Source organism: Shewanella sp. SR43-8 (genome assembly GCF_014163775.1).
GTDB classification, from domain to species: domain Bacteria; phylum Pseudomonadota; class Gammaproteobacteria; order Enterobacterales; family Shewanellaceae; genus Shewanella; species Shewanella vesiculosa.
Genome location: NZ_JACJDX010000003.1, coordinates 39,883 through 65,969, shown reverse-complemented (window position 1 = coordinate 65,969; position 26,087 = coordinate 39,883). Strand labels below are relative to the sequence as shown.

Here is a 26,087-nt window from a genome sequence, read left to right as displayed (position 1 = left end):
TTAATTACTGCTGCCAATATTCAACTAAACCTTGGCTGCTAATACTGACGATTGAGCCAGGTGCTGGCATAGTGGCAGAGTATACTACAGCCCCTCTATTTTGGGTGTTTTTACTCAATTGAACTTGCCAATGTGAAACTTGTTTACCCGAGTTAATTTGCCATAAAAAGATTTCTCTTGATGGCGTTCCTGTGAGTAATTGCTGATCATTATTGACAAAACGAGCCGTTGAAAAGTTCATTTGGCGTCGATTAATATCTAGATTACTAATGAGAATGCCTGTATCAGATTGCCACAGGGTGGCGTTACCAGTGATATCGCTGGCAAAACTGAGTGAAGCTGAGTCATTAATTAGCACTTTCGTCACGCGTGAGCTCAACTGCCATTGTTGCTGTGGCTGGCCAGTTTGAGTTTGCCAAAGAATCACCTTGCCATCATTATCGCCACTTAATGCGCTGTTACCATCTGCACTAATTGAAACACTATTAACCTTTTCTTTGTGGGCTAAAAACTGGATGAGTCGCGATTTTTCTGGCGACAATGACATTACTGATCCATCGACTAAACCAACGAGTGTTTGCCCTGTATTGGCGATGGCGACACTTTGGGCATAAGAGGGTAACGACCACCATCCCACTGAAGAACCATCGGTTAAGCGCCATATAGCCAGGGAATGACTACTAATTGTTGCGGCATAAAGGTTATTAGCAGATATTGCAGTGTCAATAACATTACTGGTATTTTGTTGCTGCCCTTGGAACCACTGATAAGACAGGCTTGAATGGCTGAGGTCCCATACTTGTACTCCGTTATGGGCTGTGCTTACTAAGGCGATGGTGGCATCGTTTGACAAGCTTGCACTGTAACTGGCATCGGTCGTGATAACGTGTACTTGAGTTGGGCTAGGTTGGCATGCAGATAGCAGACCTGTTAGGACGAGTGTTGAACAAAAAAGCAGCATTGAAACGCGTGTCATGAACTTGCTCCTTGAATTATTGTCCTAAACCTTGTCATATAAGGTTTACCCAATGGTATAACCGTTTTAACTAGTATAAAGTGGCAAACGAACATGACCACTTAAACATCTCATTGATTGAATGTATTAAGGTTATTGTAACCACTAAAGGATGCTGAGGAAGCTTTAATGAAATCTATTTACAAATTATCGTTAGTTGCATTAGCCGTTGTTGGCCTTACTGCGTGTAATGAAGCACAAGACGTTGCTCAAAAGAAAGTTGAATTAACAACTGACGTTCAAAAAGAAGCATATAGTGTTGGTGGTTCAATTGGTAAGTACATGTCTGGCCACATTAAAGAACAAGAAGAATTAGGTTTTACTGTTGACCGTAATATGGTGATTAAAGGCTTTAGCGATGGCTTAGGCGAAGAAATGCTGTTAACAGAAGAAGAAATGCAGACTGTATTGCAAAATCTAGATAAAAAGTTAAATGACAAACGTTTAGAGCAAGCTGAAGCTTTAGCGGCTAAATCGATTGCTGAAGGCAAAAAATTCTTAGAAGAAAACAAAGCTAAAGAAGGCGTAACGACTACTGAGTCTGGTTTACAGTATGAAGTATTAGAGCCAGGTACCGGTGAGAAACCAGCAGCTGAAGATACTGTAGAAGTACATTATCGTGGCACGTTAATTGACGGTACTGAGTTTGATAGCTCTTATGCTCGTGGTGAAACGGCTAAGTTCCCATTAAACCGCGTTATTCCTGGTTGGACTGAAGGCGTGCAGTTAATGCCTGTAGGCGCTAAGTACAAGTTTGTTATCCCATCAGAACTTGCTTACGGTGAACGCGACACGGGTACTATTCCTGCTAATTCAACACTTGTTTTTGAAGTTGAATTAGTTTCAGTAGAAAAAGCACCGGCACCTGCTGCAGATGCTAAGTAATATCATCTATAGTTCAGTCGCTCAGTGATTGACATTTTGATAGTAAAAAGGACGCTTCGGCGTCCTTTTTGTTTACATTGAGGTTGGCTTGAAGGTGTTTATCTTAGATCTAAATAATTGCATCATTCAGTCTGCCAATGTTGCGCTATGTTAGGCGTATCAAATGTCGTAATACTGATGCCATGACGCCAATAATAGCGCTGATATAACAGAGACGCTTAATTTAATGATTGCCTAAGCTCACGAATAAATGCAAATGCCAGATTACCGTTAAATTATCGTCAGGTTATAGCCATTTTAAGCGGTAAAATAGGTACATTTGTAAGGCAATGAGTGCAAATAATCCACCACAGAATGCTGCAAAAGCCCAGTTTGATTCCGCACCAGGAATGCCACCAATATTGACGCCTAATAAACCGGTTAAAAATCCTAATGGCAGAAATACGGCCGAAATTAAAGATAAAAAATACAGTCTTTGATTCACTTGCTCGGATTGTTGCGATTGTAGTTCTTCTTGGGTGACGCTGGCGCGGTCGCGTATAGCATCCAGATCCTCAATTACTCGAATCAGCGTTTCATGTATTTCACGAAGACGGACTTTGTCATTGTGATCAAATAATTCGCTAGTTTCTTGCAGCATACGAGAAAATGCTTCTCGTTGTGGCGCAAGGTAGCGACGCAACACTACGGTCTGTCTGCGCAATTCTGCAATGTCGGTGCGCAAGCTCTTGTTCACTTGAGTCACAACACGTTCTTCTAGTTCATCGAGCTGTTCTTCAAGCTTGCCAATAAACTCTACTTTGCGTTGCGTTAGGCGTTCGCAAATGGCCATGATAAACGCCGCGCTATCAATTGGGCCCTTACCTTGAACGATTGCATCGGCAACATCAATTACGGATTGTAGCTGGCGCTCGCACGTTGAAATGATTTTGGATTCTTCAGCGTAGATCCGCACAGCAACCATGTCTTCAGGATCTGAGTTAGGATTTAAATTAACCCCACGCAGCGCCAGTAAGATACCTTTGTCTGAGCTTAATACTCGCGGGCGAGTATCAGTAGCCAAGAGGGTATCCCTCTCAACTCTATCTAAGCCAGAGTTGAGGATCCATTTACGCGCTTTAGGTTCGCGGTAACGCAGATGTAGCCATAACAGACCATCAGCAGGTTGCCATTGTGCTATTTGTTCCTCAGTCAATGACTGGCCTGCATTGGGCCCCGTTAGCAACAAACTGTATATAAAACCATTATTCATTATAAGAGAGTCCATGTGATCACTATTGTCATAATTTACGCTACTTTTTAATCTTGCCCAAGTTTAAAGCAATCTTATAAAATGAAATCCTTTAGTTATCGTATATTTAACCATCAAACACATTATTCGGTCTGCTAACTAGCAGCGGAGTCGCCGATCATCGGTTAAAATAGAAAAAATACTAACAAAAAAGAGTTCTAGTATGGAATATCAATTTCGTCGTAACCGCCTAGAAGGCACGGTATTTGCTGAATTTAGTATGGATCATGAAGTGTTAGGCAGATGGTTTGCAGAAGAGCTTGGTGACGACAAGAGCAAAGCGATTCATATTCTAACGCAGATAGCATTAATCAAATCTGGGACCCTAAACCACATGCGAGATGTCGGTGGAGAATTAACCATCGATATTGACTCTGAGCAAGTGAGAGTGTTTGCCAGTGTGATTGATTTTGAGGAAGAGCACTTATTAGAAGACTCTATGAGCCTGTACAATGCCGAATCTGAATCTTATTGTGGTCTTGAAGATTTTGAGTCAGTACTGGAGAGTTGGTTAGCATTTATTAACGATAAATAATCATGTCTTAATTCTCGTTGATGTTAACTAACAACAAAACCAGGTTTAAATGGCTTTGTTGTTAATTGTTAATGGTGATTTAAACTTTGATAGTGGGCTAATTATTAAGGTAGCGAACTGCCATTTCTGTCCGTGATTTTGCATTGGCTTTACGCAGTAAATTTTTAACGTGTACTTTGACCGTGCCCTCGCTGATGTGTAAATCCTCAGCGATCATTCGGTTACTTTTACCTTCTGCCAGTTGTTGCAATATTTGTAATTCGCGAGGGGTCAAGGTTTCTACCCAGCTGTTGTCGTCAATAGCGCTCTCTAATTCATAAAGATAAGCTTCTACTTCATTACTGATTACCCGATGGCCTAGCATGGCGTTTTTGAGTTGCTCTAACAATAAATCAGGCTCAGTGTCTTTGAGTAAATAACCATCGGCACCAGCGCGTAGCAGTCGAGTGACATCTTGTTTAGCATCAGAAACCGTTAAAATAACAATTCTTGCTGTTACTCCCTCTTGACGCATCGCATTAAGAGTATCAAGGCCAGACATGCCTTTCATGTTCAAATCGAGCAAAATAATATCGGGTTCATTTTCGGCCACAGCGGTCAGTGCTTCTAGTCCCGTGCCGGTTTCACCAAAAAGGCTGAAGTCACTGTCTGAGGTGATTAATTGGCAAATACCACGACGTAATAACGGATGGTCGTCGACAACAAGTACAGAATACGGCTTACCCATTTAAAGGCTCCTGTTGAGGTGGAAAGCTCAGCGTAACAGTAGTGCCACCAAGCTGGTTACTATTGAACGATACGATCCCATTCAGTTTGTTGGCGCGTTCATGCATGATACCAATACCAAAGTGTTGATCTCGTTCTACTAAATGTGTCACACCGATGCCATCATCACAAATTGAGATAGTAATCATGCCCTTGTCGGTTAACTGACAATCTATCACTATATGCTCAGGGGTAGCGTGTTTTATTGCATTTAATGTCGCTTCACGAATTAATTGCAAAATATGAATGTGCTGTTTTGCTTCAAGTAAGTGCGCTGATAGTTTGTAATTCAATTGGATATCAATTTGGCTTTGATGGCGTAACTGATCCAACATTACGTCGATAGCTTGCGGTAAATTAGGTTCTTTAATGGTTAACCTAAAGGTCGATAACAGTTCACGTAATTGAACATAAGCCGTACTGACACCTTCGTTTATCTCCATCAATTGGGCTTCTACTTCTGGGCTTCTACATGAGTCATTGAGGCTTTTGCGTAATAAACTGACTTGGATTTTTAAAAAAGATAATAATTGCCCAATTGAATCGTGTAGCTCTCGGGCAATCACAGCACGCTCTTCGAGTAGCGCTAATTGTTGGCGTTGTTCAGATGCATTATGGATAGTAATAGATCGCGTTAACATCATGGCGAAGTTTTCAAACAGTAATCGGTTAACTGGTCGATTAGATATCACATCCAAATAGCCCAATTGAGTCTTTTCTATTAATAATGGAAAGTGTAACGATTCAATCGGTAATTCATCTGGCCAACCCCCTTCAGCCTTAATGATGTCTTTGGAGCCGTCATCATGTTCAATAACTAAGCGTAAATAGGATAAATTTTCATAATATTTCAATTGATTGATTGCTGATTGTAAGGCTTTATAGTCGAGTTTATTGGCATGTAACATGACAAGGTTGTCGTATAGAAACTTTAACTCGTTATTTGTGCGGGTCAATGCCAAGGTTTTTTCGTTGACTTGGTTTTCTAAATCTTCATACAAGCTGGCTAATTCAGCGGCAGTTTTTTGCAATGCATTACCTAAGGCGGTGAGTTCAATATAGTCCGTTTTAGGCATTTTAACTTTGAAGTTTCCTTTAGAGATTGTTGTGGAACTTTCTATCAATAATTGCAATGGCTTAACGACGCGCTTACGGGTAAATGCCACCGCAAAAAAAGCAATAATCAGTAAAATAGATAAACCAATAATTTGCCCAATAACCAGTAACTTTAATTTAAAGGCGGCGAACTGTTCCATATTCAGCACTAAGGTATCAATGGTGTTAACAAAGTCGGTTAACGAAGCGGAGTATAGGCGGATGTTTCCTTCCTCAATATAGACTTTCATTACTTGCCACTTATGAATAACCAATACGTATTGGTCACGCATTTCTTTTGGGCTATACCATGCAAGGGAGCGTTTAAGCGCTTCAGAATTGAGTGTTGTTTCGAAATCAGCAATTTTTTCATCGATATTATGGCTGCCAATATTGGCGTCAAGCAATAGTCGGTAGCTTTGCATTCGTAGCGAGCCTGAGGCGTTTATTCCTCTGGCGTCTCCCAAGCTAAAAGTTAAACTGACGATGGAAAACACCGCTAAGCTTGATGACAATAAAATCACCACGAGCATTAAACTTAAAATGGTGGAGGTAAGGCTGCCACGAGTAAACATAAAGTCCTGCTGTCGATAACGGTAAGGGATTAAAAATAAGCAAAAGCCCAGTTTTATACCAGGTTCAATAGTGTGTTCTACATTAGGTGTCGCTTGAAAACATTAACAAGTTTGCAAAAGTGTGAAACACATCCTGTCTACATATTGATCTGGCGCAAACTTTAGTCTCTATACCCCATAAGAGGTATATTTAAAGCCGTTTTAAATAGCTAACTTTGTCTCTAGAGATGTCGTGATTATTAAATTAAATATAATGTAACACGGAGATAAAGGGTGATGAAGATGAACGCAAAATCAATTGCACTGAGTGCAGTGATTGCAGCCAGTTTTTTAGCCGCTGGCGCAATGGCTAGTGAGAAAACCGAACCTCGTAATGAAGTTTATAAGGATAAATTCTCAAAACAGTACGACAGCTGGCATGCTACAGATGAAAGCAAAGAAGTTGTCGATATGTTAGAAAAAGTACCTAGCCTAGTTGTTTTATGGGCTGGTTACGGTTTTGCTAAAGATTACAATGCACCTCGTGGTCATATGTATGCAGTAACTGACGTAACGAATACATTGCGTACTGGCGCACCAAAAAATGCACAAGATGGTCCAATGCCAATGGCCTGCTGGAGCTGTAAAAGTCCTGACGTACCACGGGTGATTGAAGAGCAAGGTGAAGATGGCTATTTCAGTGGTAAATGGGCTAAAGGTGGCCCAGAAATTGTCAATGTGCTCGGTTGTGCTGACTGTCATGAAAAAGGATCTTCAAAGTTACGCATGTCTCGTCCGTTTGCTGAGCGCGCCATGGCAACATTAAATACGCCATTTGATAAAGCTTCTCGTAAAGACAAGCAATCAATGGTGTGTGCTCAATGTCACGTTGAGTACTATTTCGAGAAAACAGCAGAACGTCCTGGTTTTGTTAAATTCCCTTGGGATATGGGTACCACAGTTGAGCAAATGGAAGTGTATTACGACAACATGGAGTTCTCTGATTGGACTCATGCCGTGTCTAAAACGCCAATGTTAAAAGCGCAACATCCTGGTTATGAAACTTGGAAAATGGGCGTTCACGGTCAAAATAACGTGAGCTGTGTTGATTGTCATATGCCTAAAGTGACTAATGACAAAGGTCGCAAATTTACAGACCATAAAGTGGGTAACCCATTTGATCGCTTTGAAGAAACATGTGCCACTTGTCACAGTCAAAGCAAAGAGTTTATGGTCAATTTAGTTAATGAAAGCAAACAGAAAGCACAAGACTTAAAGGCACGTGTTGAAACTCAATTAGTTAAAGCTCACTTTGAAGCTAAAGCGGCGTGGGATGCTGGCGCAACTGAAGTTGAAATGAAGCCAATCCTAATGGATATTCGTCATTCACAGTGGCGTTGGGATTATGCCACTGCATCTCATGGTGCATCGTCTCATGCTCCTGCTGAAGTATTACGTATTTTAGGTACTTCATTGGATAAAGCTGCTGATGCTCGGGTTAAATTGGCTCAGTTATTAGGTGCTAAAGGAGTTAAACAACCAATTGCATATCCTGATACGTCAACTAAAGCTAAAGCGCAAGCAGCATTAGGCATGGACATGAAAACCATGAATGCTGAAAAAGCTGAATTCAAGAAAACACTTGTTCCTAAGTGGAAAGAAGAAGCTAAAAAGCGTGAGGCGACTTATAAATAACTGGTGTTGAACCTTAACGCTTTATGGTGTTATTAATCCTTAAATCATAAAAATAGCCCTCATTTGAGGGCTATTTTTTTATGTTCGCTCTAAAAACCTCTGGCTTAAGCCGTTGTTACTCGACGTGATAAAAGCCAGCTCAATAATTGCACTAAAATGATGCGTTGATGTTTGAGATGCACTTGAATGGTGCTTTTATGTTAACAAATAAAATGAAAAATAAAATAAAACTTATACATAACAGTGGTTTGAAAATGTGGCCTAATGATTGAATTAACTATTCAACAAATAAATAACAATTACATTTTTTCACACTTTTGGAGGTCGAGATGAAACTCGTCAGCGCTATCATCAAGCCATTTAAGTTGGATGATGTCCGTGAAGCCATTGCAGGCATGGGCATTGAAGGTATGACTGTTACTGAGGTAAAAGGCTTCGGACGTCAAAAAGGCCACACTGAGCTTTACCGTGGGGCAGAGTATCAAGTGGATTTTTTACCTAAAGTAAAATTAGAAATTGCGACCAAAGATGAAAACTTGGACATGCTTATTGAAGCGATTACCAGTGCTGCCCATACCGGCAAAATTGGTGATGGTAAAATATTTGTTACTGATTTAGAACAAGCGATCCGTATCCGTACGGGTGAACTTGATAACGAAGCATTATAGGAGACTGTTATGGAAGAGTTAACTCAATTAGGCCTAACGGTTACTGAATTACGTTTCGCACTAGATACATTTTATTTCCTTATCTCTGGCGCATTTGTGATGTGGATGGCCGCGGGTTTTGCCATGTTAGAAGCTGGCCTAGTCCGTTCAAAAAACACCACTGAAATTTTAACTAAAAACGTATGTTTATATGCAATCGCCTGTGTCATGTTTTTATTGGTTGGCTATAACATTATGTATGTAGACAATGTCGAAGGTGGCTTTATTCCTTCTTTTGGCACATTGATTGGTTCGCAAGCTGAAGGTGCAGACCATGCATTAGAGTCAGACTTTTTCTTCCAAGTGGTGTTTGTTGCTACTGCAATGTCGATTGTGTCTGGTGCCGTTGCTGAACGGATGAAATTGTGGTCTTTCTTAGTCTTCTCTATCGTAATGACAGCTGTTATTTATCCTGTCGAAGGCTACTGGACATGGGGCGGTGGATTCCTCTCGGAAGCTGGTTTTGTCGACTTTGCTGGTAGTGGTATTGTTCACATGGCTGGTGCGGCAGCGGCGATATCTGGTGTACTGCTTCTTGGTGCTCGTAAAGGTAAATACGGTGAAAATGGTCAAGTTCATCCAATTCCAGGATCTAACTTACCAATGGCAACCTTAGGTATGTTCATTTTATGGATGGGTTGGTTTGGCTTTAACGGTGGTTCACAACTGTTAGTTTCAGATGCTGAAAATGCCAGTGCAGTCGCTAAAATATTCGTAAATACTAACTCTGCCGCTGCTTTTGGTGCTATCTCAGCATTGATTGTGTGTAAAGTTGTCTGGGGCAAAGCTGACTTAACCATGATATTAAACGGTGCGTTAGCAGGATTAGTGGCGATTACTGCTGACCCGTTATCACCTTCACTGTTAATGGCTGGTGTGATTGGCTTAGTGGCGGGCGCTGTTGTTATCTTCTCGGTTATCGCATTTGATCGAATTAAAATTGATGACCCAGTTGGCGCGATTTCGGTTCACGGTGTTGCTGGTTTCCTTGGGGTGATGTTAGTTCCATTATCAAATGCTGATGCTAGTTTTGGTAGCCAGTTATACGGTGCCGCCGTTATCTTTATTTGGGTCTTTAGCGCATCGTTACTTGTATGGTTTATATTAAAAATGACCATGGGTATTCGAGTAACAGAAGAAGAAGAGTACAACGGTATGGATGCTTCTGACTGTGGTGTTGATGCTTATCCTGAGTTTGTGAGTGTCAAAAGCGCTGGTTAAGTTAATTCTTTAATCTAAGTAAGATAAAAAAACAGAACCTTTAGGTTCTGTTTTTTTATGCATCCAACAAAATTCTTAACGCCGCTGTTGGGGAAAGCGAGTCAATGTGCTAGCGTGATATATTGGTATTTGGATGATAAAAACAGTGATGAGGTAACTATGATGCGAGCATGGGTAAACTTATTGATCGCGGCGATACTTTTTAGCTTGTTGTTTGGTGTCATGAGCCATGCTGGCACTGTTGTGGTGCGTCAATCATCTACGCCTTTTGATGCTTTTGCTGTTCGCGACCAATTGTTACAACAGCACCAATGGCAAGAGCTGTTACGGCAGCAACAGCAGGTTACTATCCTACAATCGTTACCGATTGGATGCTTGGCGATAGCGTCACCGTTTAATTATTTTAGCTGTGGCCAACAATTCTATCGTCCCTATGACTATCAAGACACACAAGTTTTCATCCAAATTGATCCTCCTTTGAGTGACACCCCAGCTCAATAGCGAATGCCTTGGTATCAAACCTTATCTCAGTAGCTTTGGCTGAATAGGCAACTATTGACTATGCTTTTAGATAGCGTATTTCTATCTGAGGGCTGAATTATGTTCACTCGTCACTCAAAAAAGACAGCGGTTGATGCCTGTTACTATCATGACTATTTATCATTCAAATGGATTAAACTTCTACTCGTTACCTTACTTTTCGGTATGAGTGCTTGTCAGTCAACGCCATCTCCAAATCAAGCATTCAAGATTGCGAACTTATTTCATGATGAGCTATTTACGCCAATAGACACTGTGGAGGTTGATGATATTTATCGTTTACCTGAGCCATTTGTGGCTCAATTTAGGCGACAGTTTCAAGCGGATAATATGCTTCGTAGCCAGAGTATTATCGCCAATGAATGGTTAGCTCAGTATATTGGTGCTCAAGATGGTGGTTTTGAATACCGCGATAATGTTACTCATACCGCAAGTGAAACAGCGCTTAATCGCCAAGGTAATTGTATGTCTCTGGTGGTGTTATCGGCAGCTTTAGCTGATGTGTTAAATGTGCCTGTTGAGTTTTATGATATTGATATTGAACCCGTTTGGGATAGGCGTGGTGGTTTTTATTTAGTCAACGGTCACGTCAATTTGAGCCTGTTACCAGCGAAGGATTCTCATACTGTATTATTTAGGGGGACTGATATTTTGGTGGATTTCTTACCTGAACGTTCAGTTCGTGCTTACCATAAAAAAACAGTCAATAAGCGTCAATTAACCGCGATGTTTTATAACAATATAGCCGCGGAGGCATTGGTTGATGCTGATTATGATACCGCTTATTCACTGGTAAAAAAAAGTATTTTATTAGACCCGCAGTATGTAGCGGCAATCAATACAATAGCGGTTATTTATCGTCATAAAGGTTATGAAGCTGAGGCCGAATATGCATATCGGTTAGCGCTACAAGTTGACTCTCAAGATCTAACGACATTGTATAATTTAGCCTTAATTTTAGGGGAGCAAGGACGTCTACAAGAGTGGGCCGAGATACATAAGGTCCTTGAGTTAGCGAGAATTAATAATCCATTTTATTACTATGATATGGCTCAACAAGCATATTTTGATAAGCAATATCAAGATGCACTGGTGTGGTATAAACGAGCTGTTGAAAAAGCGGATTATCGGCATGAATTTTATTTTGGCTTATCTCGAGCGTATTGGGCAACAGGTGAGGCAGGGCTTGCTGAGAAAAACCTTAAGCGTGCAATGGCCTTGAGCGATACCCTTCATAAACAAGGCTACCAAATGAAGTTGCAAGCAATGATGCAACACTAATTATTGCGAAGGTGTTTTAGTCTGTGGTTGATAATAGTTCTTTTCTGCAAGCTCGAGTATGTCTTGATAACGATTTGATTGTTTGAGTGAAGTAATTGCGCTATCAATTTCCTCAGCCGTTATTTTATCATGACAGGCAATTTTTCGTTGGGCAGGTTCAAACAGTGAGACTTCTGTTACTGCAACACTCGTATCGAGTTTTGATGCGAGTAAATAGCGATAATATTCAAATATCCGCCTTTCTAGAACGATGACTTGTACATAACCATTAAACAGCATCACAACTTGGCTTTTTTGATTGGTAATCTCACTAAAATGAGGATTGCCGTTGGCAATATCTTTAAATTTATTACCTAAATATTGTTTTGAATTTTGAAAGCCTAAAACGGACAAGGTATTGAGATCACTTATTTTTTCTATATTAAGATTGTTTTTTGATAAGTAGAATGCGCTATTTTTATATTCAATCAAGCTTTGGGTATAAAATAAACCTGCAACATTGTCTGGCGTATTAATCATGCAGTCGATTTTATGGGTTCTAACTAAGCGTTGCGCACGTAAATTTGGTGCATGAACAATTTCTTTAATAGCAATGTTTTTACTGTCGAGGGCGGCTTTTAATAGATCATATTGCACACCAATCTCTTCATCAGCAAAGAAATACGGAGCAATACTATCACTGGTTGAAAAACTAATGCTGTCGATCATTAGCGGCGATTGTTCATTCTTGTTCAGCGCGTTCAATTTATCTGATAGGGGGACATTTTCTATTGGGGATAATAAAGTGGCAGATAAGGGTCTACAAAAGCCTAATAATAAGTTAAATAAACAGATAGAAAAAACGATATTGCTTTTCAATGGTTAGTCTCCTCAGGAGATACTGCTTAGTGTTAAATAGATCATCATCCTTGTGTTGATTCATGGTAATAACCAAAGTAAAGCACATTAACATCATGAGTACACTTTGATTATAAGACAAGTTATCTTTAGCGTCATTGAATATAAAAAAATCATCAAATAGCCTTACTTAATACTCCGTTTATACCAAGGTCCTGTCGGATCATCAGTCATTGTTTTAGCGTATTGCTAACGAATCAATTTTTATTGTCTCTTTTATCGGCCCAGATGAGTAATACTTGATTGATTTGTCGATAAATACTGGTTAAATTGAAGATTCTTATTCATTTTCTCGATGGTTTTTTATCATTTCTTAATGGATTGTATCAGCTGATTTAGCCTTATATTAAATCAGATAAATTATATGTTTTGCCGGAGTTGTAACCACTATGCATTATCAAAATGACGATATTCGTATCGATGAAATAAAAGAATTGCTACCTCCAATTGCGATTCTAGAGCGATTTCCGGCAACCGAACATGCATCAACAACCGTTTTCAATGCACGTAACAGTATTCATAATATTTTAGCGCGTAAAGATGATCGCATCTTGGTGGTGATTGGCCCTTGTTCAATCCATGATCCTGTTGCCGCGTTAGAATATGGTCAACGTTTGGTTAAGTTACGTCAGCAGTATAAAGATCAGCTTGAAATTGTTATGCGAGTGTACTTTGAAAAGCCGAGAACAACGGTTGGTTGGAAGGGGTTAATCAATGATCCTTATATGGATAACAGTTTTCAATTAAATGATGGCTTACGCACTGCTCGTAAACTATTAGTTGATTTGAACGATGCTGGTATCCCAACCGCGGGTGAGTTTTTAGATATGATAACACCTCAATATGTTGCCGATATGATGTGTTGGGGCGCTATTGGGGCACGCACGACTGAGTCGCAAGTTCACAGAGAGCTATCATCAGGTCTTTCTTGCCCAGTCGGGTTTAAAAATGGTACCGACGGTACCATTAAGGTGGCCATTGATGCGATTGGGGCTGCTAATGCTCCACATCATTTCTTATCGGTGACTAAGTTTGGTCATTCGGCTATTGTCTCCACTAAAGGTAATCCTGATTGTCATATTATTTTACGCGGTGGACGCACTCCCAATTATAGCGCTGAACATGTGGTTGATATTGCTCAGCAGCTGACTAAATCAGAATTGCTTGATAACATTATGATCGATTTTAGCCACGCCAATAGCAGTAAAGATTATAAAAAGCAGATGATGGTTGCTGAAGATGTGGCAGGGCAAATATCTCAAGGAAATTATGCTATTTTTGGTGTAATGGTCGAAAGCCATTTAGTTGAAGGGCGTCAAGATTTAATTGAAGGCAGTGCTCTGTGTTACGGGCAAAGTATTACTGATGCTTGTATAGGATGGGATGACACTGAGACGCTGCTAGCGACATTAAATCAAAGTGTCCTGAACCGTCGCCAAGCATAAAGTGAGTGTAAACTGACGTAAAAATAAGGCGCTAAATGCGCCTTATTTTTTTATACCTTGTACTAAGTATTCATTGGCCTTAGCTAAACTGCCAAAAGCCGATATGAGATTATCACGGCCTTTTTCTTGCAACTCAGGGTTACCTGATTCAATCATCATCCATACCCATGTTTGTATTAGTTGTAATGGTGGGTACTGAATTTTTGAATTCTCCAACATAAAGTATCCTTTAAACTCGTAAATCGTTGTTTGTTTACTATCAAACAAGCATTTTTATGTAACCAAAGAATAACAAATTCTGCTTACAGAAATAACTCAATTTAGATTAAAAAAGCTTAAAAGGGCTAAAAAAGTTTGAAATATAGTATTTATGACTAATGCGGATCCTATAAATATACTACTAAAGTGCTATCTACGTACTACTTACATGCGATTAACCCCCCCTTTTATGATCCTGGTGAGTTTGCCGTTATTACATCGTAATGTGAGCAATGTCTGATAAGAAAATGGCATATAATAAGACAATCAATATTAGATCGTCGTAAACTGCCTAGCAGCGGTAAATAACTGGAGCATAAATGAGACCTTCTGCGTATTTTGAAGGCCCGGTAGGGAAGTTAAATTGGCATGTTTTACGCCTGTTATGGCCATATTTACTAGAATTTAAAGCGCGCGTGATTTTGGCTATGATTTGTTTAGTGGTTGCTAAGCTCGCCAGTGTTGCATTGCCATTTCTTTTGAAAGAATTAGTCGATACCTTAGATAAACAATCTCCGGCCCAGCTTATTGCAGTCCCGGTTGGCTTGGTATTAGCTTATGGCGCGGTTCGTTTACTCAATGTCATTATTGGTGAGGTTCGTGACACCTTATTTGGCCGAGTCACCGAACGTGCTATCCGTCGTCTTGGGCGGGCGGTATTTGAACATTTGCATCGACTCGATCTTGATTTTCACTTAGATCGTCGCACCGGTGGCTTATCCCGCGACATTGAACGTGGCACCAGTGGTGTCAATTTTTTAATGCGTTTTATGGTATTTAATATCGTACCAACCCTGCTTGAGATTATGCTTGTTATTGGGGTCTTCTTTTATAATTATGGCATCAGTTTTGCGCTGATAACCTTAGTTTCTGTTGTAGCTTATATTGGTTATTCTATCGTAGCGACTGAGTGGCGCACCGGTTATGTTCGTGATGCTGCCCGAGCTGACTCGCTGGCCAATACTCGTTCAGTGGATAGCTTGTTAAATTATGAAACCGTAAAATATTTTAATAACGAAGAATTTGAGTCACAACGATATGACTCTGCACTTGAGCAATGGGAAGTGGCAAAACGAAAAAATCGTTTATCATTGTTTGCCCTAAACGGTGGTCAAGCGTTAATTATCGCTGTGGCTATGACAGCTATGATGGCATTAGCGGCTTATGAAGTAAGCCAGGGCTCAATGACTATAGGTGACTTTGTGTTAATTAATGCATTTATGATGCAGTTGTTTATTCCGTTAAATTTCTTAGGGTTTGTGTATCGTGAGATCCGCGGTGCATTAGCCAATATTGAGCGTATGTTTGATATTTTAGACAAACAACCACAAGTATTAGATTCGGATGATGCTATTGAGATTAGCCCAACGATTGGGACGATAAAGTTTACCGATGTGAGTTTTCAATACGACCAACGCCCTATTTTGAACAGTGTTAGCTTCGAGGTGCCAGCAGGGAAAAAAATTGCTGTAGTCGGTGACAGTGGCGCGGGTAAATCAACTATTATTAAATTGCTATTCCGCTTTTATGATGTTGCCAGTGGTGCAATCACTATTGATGGCATTGATGTGCGTCACTTTAGCCAGCAAGCTTTGCGAAGAGCTATTGCTGTTGTCCCGCAAGATACTGTGTTATTCAATGATTCTATTTACGAAAATATTCGCTATGGTCGTGCCGATGCGACTCATGATGAGATTGTCGCTGCAGTTAAGCTAGCGCATTTGAGTGACTTTATTGAATCATTACCAGATAAAGGCAATACCAAAGTGGGGGAGAGAGGTTTAAAGCTCTCAGGTGGAGAAAAACAACGAGTTGCTATTGCTCGAGCGGTGTTGAAGGGCTCGCCCATCCTAGTGTTTGATGAAGCAACATCGTCTCTCGACTCACGATCTGAGCAAGCGATTCTCAGCGCGCTTAGAGATGCTGCTAAAGGACACACAAGTTTAGTGGTGGCCCATCGTTTATCGACCATTATTGATGCCGATCAAATAGTGGTATTGAGTAAAGGTAAGATTGTTGAGCATGGTACTCATGTCAGTTTGTTAGCTAAACAAGGTCTTTATGCGCGACTTTGGCATATTCAACATGAACAAAAAAATCTGCCACATGCCTAGTGGACGTTGCTATGTTGCTAGGTGATATAAAAGAATAAAATACCGAAGTTGCTGTTTTTCATTTATGCTTTATTGACTATGAGTAAGGCTTATACAGCATTTAAGTTTTACATAAATGGCCGCTATTTATAACGCTAAACGCTATAATTGAATACTTAAGCAGCAAAGAATAGCGCGTAAACTGACTTGTTAGATTTATCGTGACTGAAATTTTTGACGGCAGTGATCAACGCAGTTAATCTATAGTCCGACTTATGGTGTATTATCCCCAGATAGCTATACTTTTCAATCAATTGGATTTTATTAAAGGTGCGAATTCGTGTATGGAGGTGACTTGTGCATAATATTGCGTTAATTGCGGCGCTAGAAGGCACCCGACATCAAGTGACAACTGATTGGTTTGCTATTATGGCAATGCTAAAAGGGCGTAACATGTCTGATGATGCGATTAAAATAGTCTACAACGATTTGTGTGCCGGTTTAAGAGTGACGACTCGTGGAGTGACTCTCGCGAAGGCAATGGACAGCGACTTGGATAAGAGCAATATATCAATCTAGCCATCCCACAATACAATTCCTATGTACTTTGGGATTAATCGAGTGTAATAAAATCATATTCTAGTAGCGGCTGTTATCACAAGCTGAAGTATTGGCTTTGGCTTAAGTGGATTTAATTTAATGCTCAAAGAGGATTAATCGCTAAATGAGATTTTCTGGATAATGTAAGTACAAGAGGATTGGCTGAAACAATGGTTTAGTAGAGAGTATAACGATGACTGGCTTATTTTTTTTGCCAATTAATACACACCATTTTTATCAATGCTGCTGGAGACGGATCGAGAGTTAAGCATTTAATTTTTCCTTGCTCAAAACACACTAGCTCGCCTTCGATTTCTGTCATTCGATTACAGTTTTTACAGCTTAAACTTAAGCTTTTGACATTTAGATCAACATTAAGATCTACTGCATTCTTTTTGATATTCAACATGAAATCCTTCTGTTTGATTTCGCTTTAAAATCACACTAAGACCGCTTACTGTGACAAACATCAAATTTTATTATACACCCTTTAATGATATTCGGCAAAGTAATCGCGCGTAGCGAACCCCAGTAGTTTACTGGGGTTGATGTGCTTCTCTACTGCATATGACGGTAATGGTTATCAAGGGTGACTGCAACTCCAGACGATTGCACTATTCGAGCGTGATGACGGGTTAAATACCTTGGGTCTGTTACGCCACAAGAGTGGGCAATCATGGTTAAATCATAATGTAAGAAATGATTGTAGTTTGCCACTCGCACAGATTTATCTTTAGGATCTAAGCCTTTTTGCAGACGGATATTATGGGTTGTGATACCCGTTGGGCAGGTGTCTCTGTTGCACTGTAGTGATTGAATGCAACCCAAGGCAAACATATTGCCGCGAGCTGAAGCAATAAAGTCTGCGCCAGTGGCCAATGCCCAAGCCACATAAGATGGCATAATCATTTTACCCGTTGCGATGACTTTAATGCGTTGCTTAAAGCCGCGTTGATTCAATAAATCAACCAGAGACGGCAAGCTTTGCCTTAGTGGTAACCCAACGTTGTCCATCAATGCCTGTGGCGCTGCACCAGTGCCGCCATCTGAGCTGTCCAAAGTAAAAAAATCTGGGGCATATTCTATCCCACGTTGCTCAATTTCATCCAAAAACTCGGTTACCCAAGACATATCGCCTAATACAGCCTTAATGCCAGTTGGTTTACCGGTAATGTCTCTTACTTGATTTATCATATCGACAATGTCAGCAACATTGTGTAATTCAATATGGCCATTAGGGCTAATTGAGTCGTGTCCTGCTGGAATACCGCGAATGGCTGCGATTTCTTCGGTCACTTTTACAGCAGGTAAAATCCCTCCTTTCCCTGGCTTAGCGCCCTGGCTCAACTTAATTTCAAACATTTTAACTTCAGGGTGGGCTGCTATATCGCTGAGTTTTTGAGGATCTAAATGGCCTTGTTCGTCTCGGACACCATATTTGGCTGTCCCGATTTGAAACACTAAGTCACAATGACCTTTAAGATGATACGGGCTTAATCCTCCCTCACCAGTATTGAGCCAGCAACCTGCTTTCGCTGCACCATGAGATAGTGCCGTTATCGCTGGTCGAGATAATGCACCAAAGCTCATTGCTGAAATATGGCAAATTTTACTGGTTGTGTAAGGATGGGTGCAATCTGGACCAATGGTTACGTCTATTGTCTTGTGAGAGTCATGATCGCTGACTGGAAAGGCTGAGTTCATGAACATCACTGAACCGGGTTTATCTAGAACTTGTGTTGATCCAAATGCAATTGTACGGTCAACATTTTTTGCTGCGCGATATACCCAATTGCGCTCGGCACGGTTAAATGGCAGTTCTTCACGATCTTGAGAAAAAAAGTATTGTCTAAAAAACTCACCCTGTTTTTCAAATATATATCGAAAGCGACCGATAACAGGGTAATTATGGCGTATGGCTTGTTTTGTTTGCCATTTATCAGCAATAAACATGTAAATGACCGCAATCAGTAATAGCCAAAATAACACTAAGAAAAGACCAGAGAAGATATCCATTCCCCACATAAACCAATGTTGTTGCGGCATATTATTGTCCTTAAATTGAATCGAGTACTGTGTGTTTATTCGCGGTAATTTAGTCGCAGTAATGATAGTAATTGAGTCTGGTTAATTAACCATATTAGCAATGCCAAATATAATCTCACTATATCGTTTATTTTTTCTGCTTGCTATCTAACTGCTTTGTTTTAAAACGAAGAAGCATTTATGGTCATTATTGCAGTGAATTAAATCGTATATTTATTTCATTATGACTTCAGGTATGCATTTTTTGGTCGATAATTAAGCTATCCGTTACTTTAAATAAGACACTATTATGGACATTAAAAGCGCAGCGCCCTCAAATGTGAAGGGACGAGAAAACAACAATACTCCAACCAGTGAAGCGAATACTTCAACTCAAAATAAAGCTAATAATACGAGTTCAGCGGTAAATTCATCAGCTAAAGTATCAGTGAGTCAACTGAGTCGTCAAATGATGAACAACAGTATTCTTGCCGCACAGGAGGAAGTGAGTATTTCTGCGGGTGACAAGTCTATGGCGTTGCTTTATCGCGCCGCAATTGAAGCCATTAACCAAGAACTTGCCCCTACGCTTGGAGACAACGCAATTCAGAAGGGCGTCGATAGCGGAGTGGATTACTCACCAGAGGCAACAGCTGATCGCATTGTGAGCTTTGCCACAAATTTTTTCTCTATTCACCAACAACAAAATAAATCTATGGGACTAGATGAGCAAGTTGATAGTTTTATGCTCAAAATTGGTGATGCCATAGATCAAGGCTTTAAAGAGGCTAGCGATATATTGTCTGGTTTAAAGGTGTTAGAAGGTGACATAGCCGCTGGTGTGGATAAAACATATGAACTGATACAGCAAGGGTTAGCGCAATTTAAGCAAGATAAGCTTGCTAAAGATGAATCACAAAGCGTGACTCAAGCGACGTAGTCTCTTATGATTAAGATTGGCTCTCAGTGAAAGGATCGTGACTATGTGGACTACGGGTAAAGTAATTGAACGCATTGATTGGAATGACAAATTATTTTCACTGCGGATCAAAGCCGATGTCGAACCTTTTATCGCTGGTCAGTTTATAAAGCTCAGCCAAATACGAGATGAAAAGCGTGTTGCTCGTGCATATTCACTGGTGAATCCCCCAGGTAAGGACTATGTCGAAGTGCTTGCTGTTGCGGTAGAGGACGGGCTGCTGTCTCCAGATCTACAAGCATTAACCCCTGGAGACTCTATTGAAGTGACGTCTAAAGCAACAGGGTTTATGACTCTAGACGAGGTGCCAAATGGTGCTTTGCAAGGTAAACATTTGTGGTTTTTTGCCACAGGCACCGCAGTCGGACCTTTTATCTCAATGCTGGCAACTGGTGGGCCTTGGCAACGTTTTGAAAAGGTCGTGCTCGTTTATGGTGTTCGCCTTGGTGAAGATCTTGCTTATTTAGAGACCATCCAGCAGTTTATTGAACTGCATCCACAGCAGTTTGTATTTATTCCTATTGTGACCCGTGAAGATTATCCTAATGCTTTATCATGTCGTATTCCCGATGGTATTAGCAGCGGATTAATTGAACAGAAAGCGGGGTTAGGGATAAATGCTGAGCATTCTCAAGTGATGATCTGCGGTAACCCTGGCATGATAACGGATGCTCAAATCGCTTTAGTGGAAAAAGGATTAGCAAAAAATCTTCGACGCGCTCCTGGGCAAATAACAGTCGAAAAATATTGGTAATAGCATCAATCATAACCATTAATGCCGTGATGGCAGAGCCTCAACAGTGCTCACTGATTTTTGTGGTCATTGCTTCCCTCGCTTGAAAATTCACTGCCCCGAGTGAAACAGCACTTGCTCCTTTGAAGATGATCACTTACCCTATCGCAATTGATAACCATTATCAATCGCGTCGGCGATGGCGCAATATTGTTTCAATTAGGGAGCGTTGATTAATGAAATTGCTAAAAAGTGTCGCATTATTAGGTTTGGCTTGTGTGGCTTCTTCGGTCAGTGCCGCAGAGGCATTAACGGTTTATTCTTATCGCCAAGCTTTCCTGATTGAGCCGATTGTTGAAAAATTTACCCAACAAAGTGGTATCGACGTTAATGTCGTATTTGCTAAAGATGGCATTGCTGAACGGATAGCGCGTGAAGGTCGTTTATCCCCTGCTGACGTAGTGCTGACATCAGACTTTTCTCGCTTGATGGAGTTGGTGGATAAAGATCTTGTTTCACCGGTCCAAAGCAACATTATCGACCATAATATTCCGTCTCAATATCGCTCACAACAACATAATTGGTTTGCACTCACTATGCGGGTGCGTAATTTATATTCTTCTAAAGATCGTACTGGTAAAATTGATATTGATTACGAGGACTTAGCCTTAGCTGAATACAAAGGTAAAATTTGTACTCGCAGTGGTAAACACCCTTATAACGTCGCATTAGTAGCCTCAATGATCGCTCATGATGGTGAAGCGAAAACGAAAACCTGGCTACAAGGGGTCAAAGCTAATTTAGCCCGTAAGCCTCAGGGTAATGATCGTGATCAAGTACTAGCCGTTAAAGAAGGCTTGTGTGATATCGCTATCGGTAACAGTTATTACTACGGCAATATGTTAATGGATAAAAACCAGAAAAGCTGGGCACAAGCTGTCGATATTAATTTTCCTAATCAAAAGAACCGTGGCGCTCATGTCAACGTATCAGGAATGGCATTAGCCAAACATGCTCCTCATAAAGACAATGCCATTAAATTAATGGAATTCCTTACCTCAGATGTCGCGCAAAAAATGTATGCTGAAGTGAACATGGAATATCCGGTAAAGGCTGATGTGGCTCCGTCTGAATTAGTGGCCTCATGGGGTGATTTTAAGGCCGACAGCTTACCGATTTATAAGTTGGCAGAATACCACCAAGCGGCAGTTAAATTACTCGACGAAGTGAAATTTGACCTGTAATTATGGCGATCCTCAATAGACGATCAACCTCCAAGCCAAGCGCACGTAACCATTTTTAGCGCACTATTGCTACGATTAATAGTATTGATAAAATGAGTTGGGTGCGCTGAGTTAACTCGGTATTATTTATGATTTTAGGCCTAACCAGAGGCTGGTCGCTTACTGGTTATTTTATCGCGGTAATATTAATATTGCCGCTGATTGCCTTAATAGTGCAATCCACTCTTCCTGACGAAGCTGTATTTAGCCATTTATTTAATACAGTGTTGCCGACATACATAGCCAATAGCTTATTACTGATGTTATTGGTTGGACTCGGCTCGCTGCTATTAGCTATTCCTGCTGCGTGGGTAATTGCCCGCTGTGACTTTCCTTTTCGACGATACTTTCAGTGGCTATTACTGCTTCCATTAGCCATGCCAGCATATATTGTTGCTTATGTTTATACTGATATGCTCGATTATGCCGGCCCAGTGCAACGTACACTAAGGGATTGGTTTGAATGGCAATCACCCCATGATTATTATTTCCCCGCGATACGCAGCCTTGGCGGAGCGGCAATAATACTGTCGTTAGTACTATTCCCTTATATTTACTTATTAGCCCGCACCGCTTTTATGGAGCAATCATCAAGTTTATTGTATGCATCACGGGTAATGGGGTGCAGTCCGTGGCGCAGTTTTTGGCGACTGGCATTACCCATGGCAAGGCCTGCTTTAGCTGTTGGCGTTGCCCTAGTGGCTATGGAAACCGCAGCAGACTTTGCCACTGTAAGCTATTTTGCCGTTCCTACTCTAACCACAGCCGTTTACGACACATGGCTTGGCTATGGCAGTTTAACGGCTGCCGCTAAATTATCGGCAATTATGTTGCTGGTGGTGTTCTCTATGATAGGTGTTGAACGATTTGCCCGTCGCAAACAACAATTATTTCAAAAACAATCATCCTTCAATGAAGCCGATCGATATGTGTTGTCATCAACTAAGGCATGGATTGCGCTAGGCTACTGCACTTTATTGTTATTTCTTGCCTTCTTGCTGCCTTTTACCGTGTTATGTGTTTATGCCATTGATTATTTTAACGAGAGTTGGGATACACGTTTTTGGCAATATAGCCTTAACAGCTTATACATTGCCGCTATCGTGAGTGCCGTGTGTATGCTGTTATCACTGATATTGATGTTTGTCCGTCGAGTCAGTCCGCGTAAAAGTGATTATCTTCCTTCTAGACTCAGTTCTACTGGTTATGCATTGCCGGGCACAGTCCTAGCAATTGGTGTTTTGGTTCCACTGACATTTATTGATTTTGCGATTAACGATGTTTACGATTGGCTGGGTGAACGTGGACCGGGATTGTTATTGACCGGCAGCGTGTTCGCTCTGATTTTTGCTTTTTGTGTACGTTTTATTGCCATATCTATCGGTAGCTTAGAGAACAGTTATAAGCGCATTTCGCCTTCTTTGGACATGGCATGTATTACCTTGGGGCAAACCCCATTGCAACTGCTTTGGCGGGTTCATTTACCGTTATTGCGTAAAGGGATTTTTGCCGGGGCATTGTTGGTGTTTATTGAAAGTATGAAAGAGTTGCCCGCAGCATTATTATTACGCCCCATCGGATTTGAAAACTTAGCCACTTATGTGTTTCAGTTTGTCTCAGATGAAAAGCTTGAACATGGTGCATTAGCCGCGATTGTTATTGTGTTAGTCGGGCTTGTTCCATTGATTTATCTTAATCGCTCCTTGGAGCAACAAGGCTAATTATGTCAACCTTAACCATTGAAAATATCTGTAGTGATTATCAAGGTCAAGTGATCTTGCGTCATTTAGATCTTACCTTGCAGCAAGGCGAAATTGTCGCATTATTAGGCCCCAGTGGTTGCGGCAAAACCACACTGCTGCGCGTGATTGCAGGTTTGCAAACCATTAGCCAAGGCAGTATCAGTATTAGTGGCCAGGTAATGAGCAGTGATGACGTGTTTGTTGCCAGTGAGCAACGTGGTGTCGGGATGATTTTTCAGGACTATGCTTTATTTCCACATTTAACCGTGGCGGATAATATTTTATTTGGCGTTAAAAATCTTAATGCAAAGGAGCGCCTTACTCGGTTGGATGAGATGCTTGAGCTGGTTAAATTAACTGGCTTGTCATCTCGTTATCCTCATGAATTATCTGGCGGACAGCAGCAGCGAGTTTCAATTGCGCGAGCCTTAGCATATCAACCTGAATTATTATTACTTGATGAACCTTTTTCCAATATTGATGCGCAAGTACGTAACGAGATGATGCTGGAAATTCGTGCCATATTAAAAAAGCGAAATGTGAGTGCGGTGTTTGTGACACACAGTAAAGATGAGGCATTTGTCTTTGCAGATAAGCTGGCATTATTTAAAGATGGCGCCATTATTCAACATGGTAAAGCGGAAACCTTATACCGTTCGCCAAAAGAGCGCTACGTGGCTGATTTCCTCGGCGCGGGTAATTATTTACCTGTTACTGTAACCACGAGTTATCAAGTTGATTATGCTCTTGGAAATCTTAATAGTACTGAAAAATTACCTTGGCCTATTGGAAGCCAAGGGCAAGTATTATTACGACCGCAGCAAATTGAAGTTCATCCTAATACCAATGGTCGTGGCTGTATTGTTGAAAGGCATTTTTTGGGTACTGTATGCCATTATCAAGTGAAAGTTGGCGCTGATATCTTGGATGTAAGTAGTCAATCAACGACACTAATACCTGGCCAACGAGTTGATATTCACATTGCGCCACATCCGCTAGTCATTTTTAATTAACGATTGCTATGGTCATCTTAATATGGAGCATAATTGTTAACATCAGACTTGAATCATAACCTGTTATAAAACCGTTTACTGTCTAGCCCACTGTGCTGCTTTAATTTAAAATAGACCATTACTTGCAGCATGCAGTCATAAAAGTGTGGGTCTGTTAATCAAATAAATGACAAGTTTGAGAGTCAATAAGCTCAATATTATGATTTCGGCTAACGAAGAATATCCTATAACTTGAGTTGAGTGAGCCATCTATTAAAACAGCTGTTCAATCTTTTACTTGAGAGAATATGAGTGCAATAGGTGAAACAAATCAGCTAAATGTGAGTACACTTCAAGTAATTTATATTTGATTAAGATAAGCTCATTGTTAGTTAATCATTAGCTAAACTAAGACGATATGTGAATCGCTCTCTAATGAGTTCAATGCGTTAAATTATCACCATTTAGGCCGACATTTAGTATTAAGGTGGATCAAGTTAATATGGATAACCAAGCTATGCCTCGTGAACAGTTAGGGATTTGCGCAGAAGGTAATTTACACAGTGTGTACCTGATGTTTAATGCCAATGATGGTGTTGAAGATCAGTTACGTCCATCTATTGCTAATGTGGCGCAATACATCTATGAGCTCACAGATCAATATGCAGACAGTGCTTTTAATGGCTTTGTCGGTATTGGTGCTAATTTTTGGGATACCTTTTATCCTGATGCGCGCCCAGCATTATTAAAACCTTTTCCGGCTATGAATGAAGGTATTCGTGATGCACCTGCAATGGAATATGATCTGTTTATTCATATTCGTTGTGACCGTTACGATATTTTACATCTTGTCGCAAATGAGATTAATCAAATGTTTGAAGATTTGGTTGAGCTAGTTGATGAAGAGCGTGGTTTCCGTTTTATGGACAGCCGTGATTTAACCGGTTTTGTTGATGGTACCGAAAACCCTAAGGGGCGCCATCGTCAAGAGGTTGCATTGGTTGGTAATGAAGATAAAGCGTTTGCCTCTGGTAGTTATGTTCATGTACAAAAATACATGCATAACTTAAGTAAATGGCATCGTTTACCACTGAAAAAACAAGAAGATATTTTTGGTCGAACTAAAGTTGATGATATTGAATATGAGTCGGAAGATAAGCCATTAACCAGTCATACCAAGCGAGTTAATTTAAAAGATGCGCAAGGTAATTCATTAGAAATCCTGCGTCAAAGCATGCCTTATGGTTCGATTCGAGAGCAAGGGCTGATTTTTATTTCTGTGTGCCGCACTCCAGAACATTTTGAACAAATGCTTCGCAGTATGGTTCACGGTGATGGCCATGGAAATCATGATCATTTAATGTTGTTTACCAAAGCGTTGACCGGATCATCATTCTTTGTGCCATCATTAGATTTTTTAACCCAATTCGATGATGCGTAACCACCCGCGTTAAGC

At 40.6% G+C, this 26,087-nt stretch carries 24 protein-coding genes; 16 read left to right on the top strand and 8 right to left on the bottom strand.

Annotation, left to right across the window (positions count from 1 at the left end; genetic code table 11):
* Positions 1-4 precede the first annotated feature (4 nt).
* Positions 5-976 (bottom strand): WD40 repeat domain-containing protein, encoded by a 972-nt coding sequence (locus H5114_RS04445; protein WP_182722319.1) that lies wholly within the window; start codon positions 974-976, stop codon positions 5-7.
* Between the two features lie 168 nt (positions 977-1,144).
* On the opposite strand from H5114_RS04445, the gene fkpA reads away from it, so the two are divergent.
* Positions 1,145-1,900 carry an FKBP-type peptidyl-prolyl cis-trans isomerase gene (gene fkpA, locus H5114_RS04440; RefSeq protein WP_124018063.1) on the top strand — a complete coding sequence of 252 codons (756 nt, stop codon included), beginning with the start codon at positions 1,145-1,147 and terminating at the stop codon, positions 1,898-1,900.
* Positions 1,901-2,186: 286 nt separating this feature from the next.
* Here fkpA and H5114_RS04435 read toward each other — a convergent pair whose 3' ends face one another.
* Positions 2,187-3,152 (bottom strand): zinc transporter ZntB, encoded by a 966-nt coding sequence (locus H5114_RS04435; protein WP_124018096.1) that lies wholly within the window; start codon positions 3,150-3,152, stop codon positions 2,187-2,189.
* A 202-nt stretch (positions 3,153-3,354) separates the two neighbouring features.
* Between H5114_RS04435 and H5114_RS04430 the strand changes: the two genes are divergently transcribed.
* Complete coding sequence (locus H5114_RS04430) at positions 3,355-3,726, top strand: YacL family protein (protein WP_182696667.1); 372 nt, start codon at positions 3,355-3,357, stop codon at positions 3,724-3,726.
* 97 nt (positions 3,727-3,823) lie between these two features.
* Here H5114_RS04430 and H5114_RS04425 read toward each other — a convergent pair whose 3' ends face one another.
* Positions 3,824-4,453 (bottom strand): response regulator, encoded by a 630-nt coding sequence (locus H5114_RS04425; protein ID WP_182696666.1) that lies wholly within the window; start codon positions 4,451-4,453, stop codon positions 3,824-3,826.
* Positions 4,446-6,161, bottom strand: a complete 1,716-nt coding sequence (narQ, locus tag H5114_RS04420; protein WP_182722318.1) for a nitrate/nitrite two-component system sensor histidine kinase NarQ — start codon at positions 6,159-6,161, stop codon at positions 4,446-4,448. The genes H5114_RS04425 and narQ overlap by 8 nt, the downstream gene beginning before the upstream one ends.
* 282 nt (positions 6,162-6,443) lie before the next feature.
* Between narQ and nrfA the strand changes: the two genes are divergently transcribed.
* The 5 genes from nrfA (at position 6,444) to H5114_RS04395 (ending at position 11,584) form a co-directional block, all read left to right on the top strand.
* Positions 6,444-7,835 (top strand): ammonia-forming nitrite reductase cytochrome c552 subunit, encoded by a 1,392-nt coding sequence (nrfA, locus tag H5114_RS04415; RefSeq protein ID WP_182696664.1) that lies wholly within the window; start codon positions 6,444-6,446, stop codon positions 7,833-7,835.
* A gap of 329 nt (positions 7,836-8,164) precedes the next feature.
* Entirely contained in the window at positions 8,165-8,503 is a 339-nt protein-coding gene (gene glnK / locus H5114_RS04410; protein ID WP_011636110.1) for a P-II family nitrogen regulator, read from the top strand.
* A 9-nt stretch (positions 8,504-8,512) separates the two neighbouring features.
* Positions 8,513-9,763, top strand: a complete 1,251-nt coding sequence (locus tag H5114_RS04405) for an ammonium transporter (RefSeq protein ID WP_124018058.1) — start codon at positions 8,513-8,515, stop codon at positions 9,761-9,763.
* A gap of 57 nt (positions 9,764-9,820) precedes the next feature.
* Positions 9,821-10,264 (top strand): hypothetical protein, encoded by a 444-nt coding sequence (locus H5114_RS20640; RefSeq protein WP_310736383.1) that lies wholly within the window; start codon positions 9,821-9,823, stop codon positions 10,262-10,264.
* 99 nt (positions 10,265-10,363) lie between these two features.
* Positions 10,364-11,584: a tetratricopeptide repeat protein gene (locus H5114_RS04395; protein WP_259395231.1), complete on the top strand. Its 1,221-nt coding sequence runs from the start codon at positions 10,364-10,366 to the stop codon at positions 11,582-11,584.
* Here the strand turns inward: H5114_RS04395 and H5114_RS04390 are convergent, their stop codons facing one another.
* Positions 11,585-12,442, bottom strand: coding sequence for an ABC transporter substrate-binding protein (locus tag H5114_RS04390; protein ID WP_220492448.1), 858 nt, complete (start codon positions 12,440-12,442; stop codon positions 11,585-11,587).
* A 428-nt stretch (positions 12,443-12,870) separates the two neighbouring features.
* On the opposite strand from H5114_RS04390, the gene aroG reads away from it, so the two are divergent.
* A complete protein-coding gene (gene aroG / locus H5114_RS04385; RefSeq protein WP_124018056.1) occupies positions 12,871-13,926 on the top strand; it encodes a 3-deoxy-7-phosphoheptulonate synthase AroG in 1,056 nt (351 codons plus the stop codon).
* Between the two features lie 42 nt (positions 13,927-13,968).
* Here the strand turns inward: aroG and H5114_RS04380 are convergent, their stop codons facing one another.
* Positions 13,969-14,145 (bottom strand): hypothetical protein, encoded by a 177-nt coding sequence (locus H5114_RS04380; RefSeq protein ID WP_124018055.1) that lies wholly within the window; start codon positions 14,143-14,145, stop codon positions 13,969-13,971.
* A 359-nt stretch (positions 14,146-14,504) separates the two neighbouring features.
* On the opposite strand from H5114_RS04380, the gene H5114_RS04375 reads away from it, so the two are divergent.
* Both H5114_RS04375 and H5114_RS04370 read left to right on the top strand, forming a co-directional pair.
* Positions 14,505-16,298, top strand: a complete 1,794-nt coding sequence (locus H5114_RS04375) for an ABC transporter ATP-binding protein/permease (protein WP_124018054.1) — start codon at positions 14,505-14,507, stop codon at positions 16,296-16,298.
* A 336-nt stretch (positions 16,299-16,634) separates the two neighbouring features.
* Positions 16,635-16,856, top strand: coding sequence for a hypothetical protein (locus H5114_RS04370; protein ID WP_124018053.1), 222 nt, complete (start codon positions 16,635-16,637; stop codon positions 16,854-16,856).
* A 223-nt stretch (positions 16,857-17,079) separates the two neighbouring features.
* On the opposite strand, the gene H5114_RS04365 is transcribed toward H5114_RS04370, so the two are convergent.
* Positions 17,080-17,286 (bottom strand): hypothetical protein, encoded by a 207-nt coding sequence (locus tag H5114_RS04365; RefSeq protein WP_235781755.1) that lies wholly within the window; start codon positions 17,284-17,286, stop codon positions 17,080-17,082.
* 149 nt (positions 17,287-17,435) lie between these two features.
* Positions 17,436-18,923, bottom strand: coding sequence for an FMN-binding glutamate synthase family protein (locus H5114_RS04360; RefSeq protein ID WP_124018052.1), 1,488 nt, complete (start codon positions 18,921-18,923; stop codon positions 17,436-17,438).
* A 289-nt stretch (positions 18,924-19,212) separates the two neighbouring features.
* Between H5114_RS04360 and H5114_RS04355 the strand changes: the two genes are divergently transcribed.
* The 6 genes from H5114_RS04355 (at position 19,213) to H5114_RS04330 (ending at position 26,072) form a co-directional block, all read left to right on the top strand.
* Positions 19,213-19,842, top strand: a complete 630-nt coding sequence (locus tag H5114_RS04355; protein ID WP_182696663.1) for a DUF5610 domain-containing protein — start codon at positions 19,213-19,215, stop codon at positions 19,840-19,842.
* 43 nt (positions 19,843-19,885) lie between these two features.
* Positions 19,886-20,635, top strand: coding sequence for a ferredoxin--NADP reductase (locus H5114_RS04350; RefSeq protein ID WP_182722317.1), 750 nt, complete (start codon positions 19,886-19,888; stop codon positions 20,633-20,635).
* Positions 20,636-20,850: 215 nt separating this feature from the next.
* Positions 20,851-21,858: a Fe(3+) ABC transporter substrate-binding protein gene (locus H5114_RS04345; protein WP_182722316.1), complete on the top strand. Its 1,008-nt coding sequence runs from the start codon at positions 20,851-20,853 to the stop codon at positions 21,856-21,858.
* A 128-nt stretch (positions 21,859-21,986) separates the two neighbouring features.
* A complete protein-coding gene (locus H5114_RS04340; RefSeq protein WP_182696661.1) occupies positions 21,987-23,618 on the top strand; it encodes an iron ABC transporter permease in 1,632 nt (543 codons plus the stop codon).
* A gap of 2 nt (positions 23,619-23,620) precedes the next feature.
* Positions 23,621-24,652, top strand: coding sequence for an ABC transporter ATP-binding protein (locus tag H5114_RS04335; RefSeq protein WP_182722315.1), 1,032 nt, complete (start codon positions 23,621-23,623; stop codon positions 24,650-24,652).
* 481 nt (positions 24,653-25,133) lie between these two features.
* A complete protein-coding gene (locus H5114_RS04330) occupies positions 25,134-26,072 on the top strand; it encodes a Dyp-type peroxidase (RefSeq protein WP_124018046.1) in 939 nt (312 codons plus the stop codon).
* The last annotated feature ends 15 nt before the right edge of the window (positions 26,073-26,087 follow it).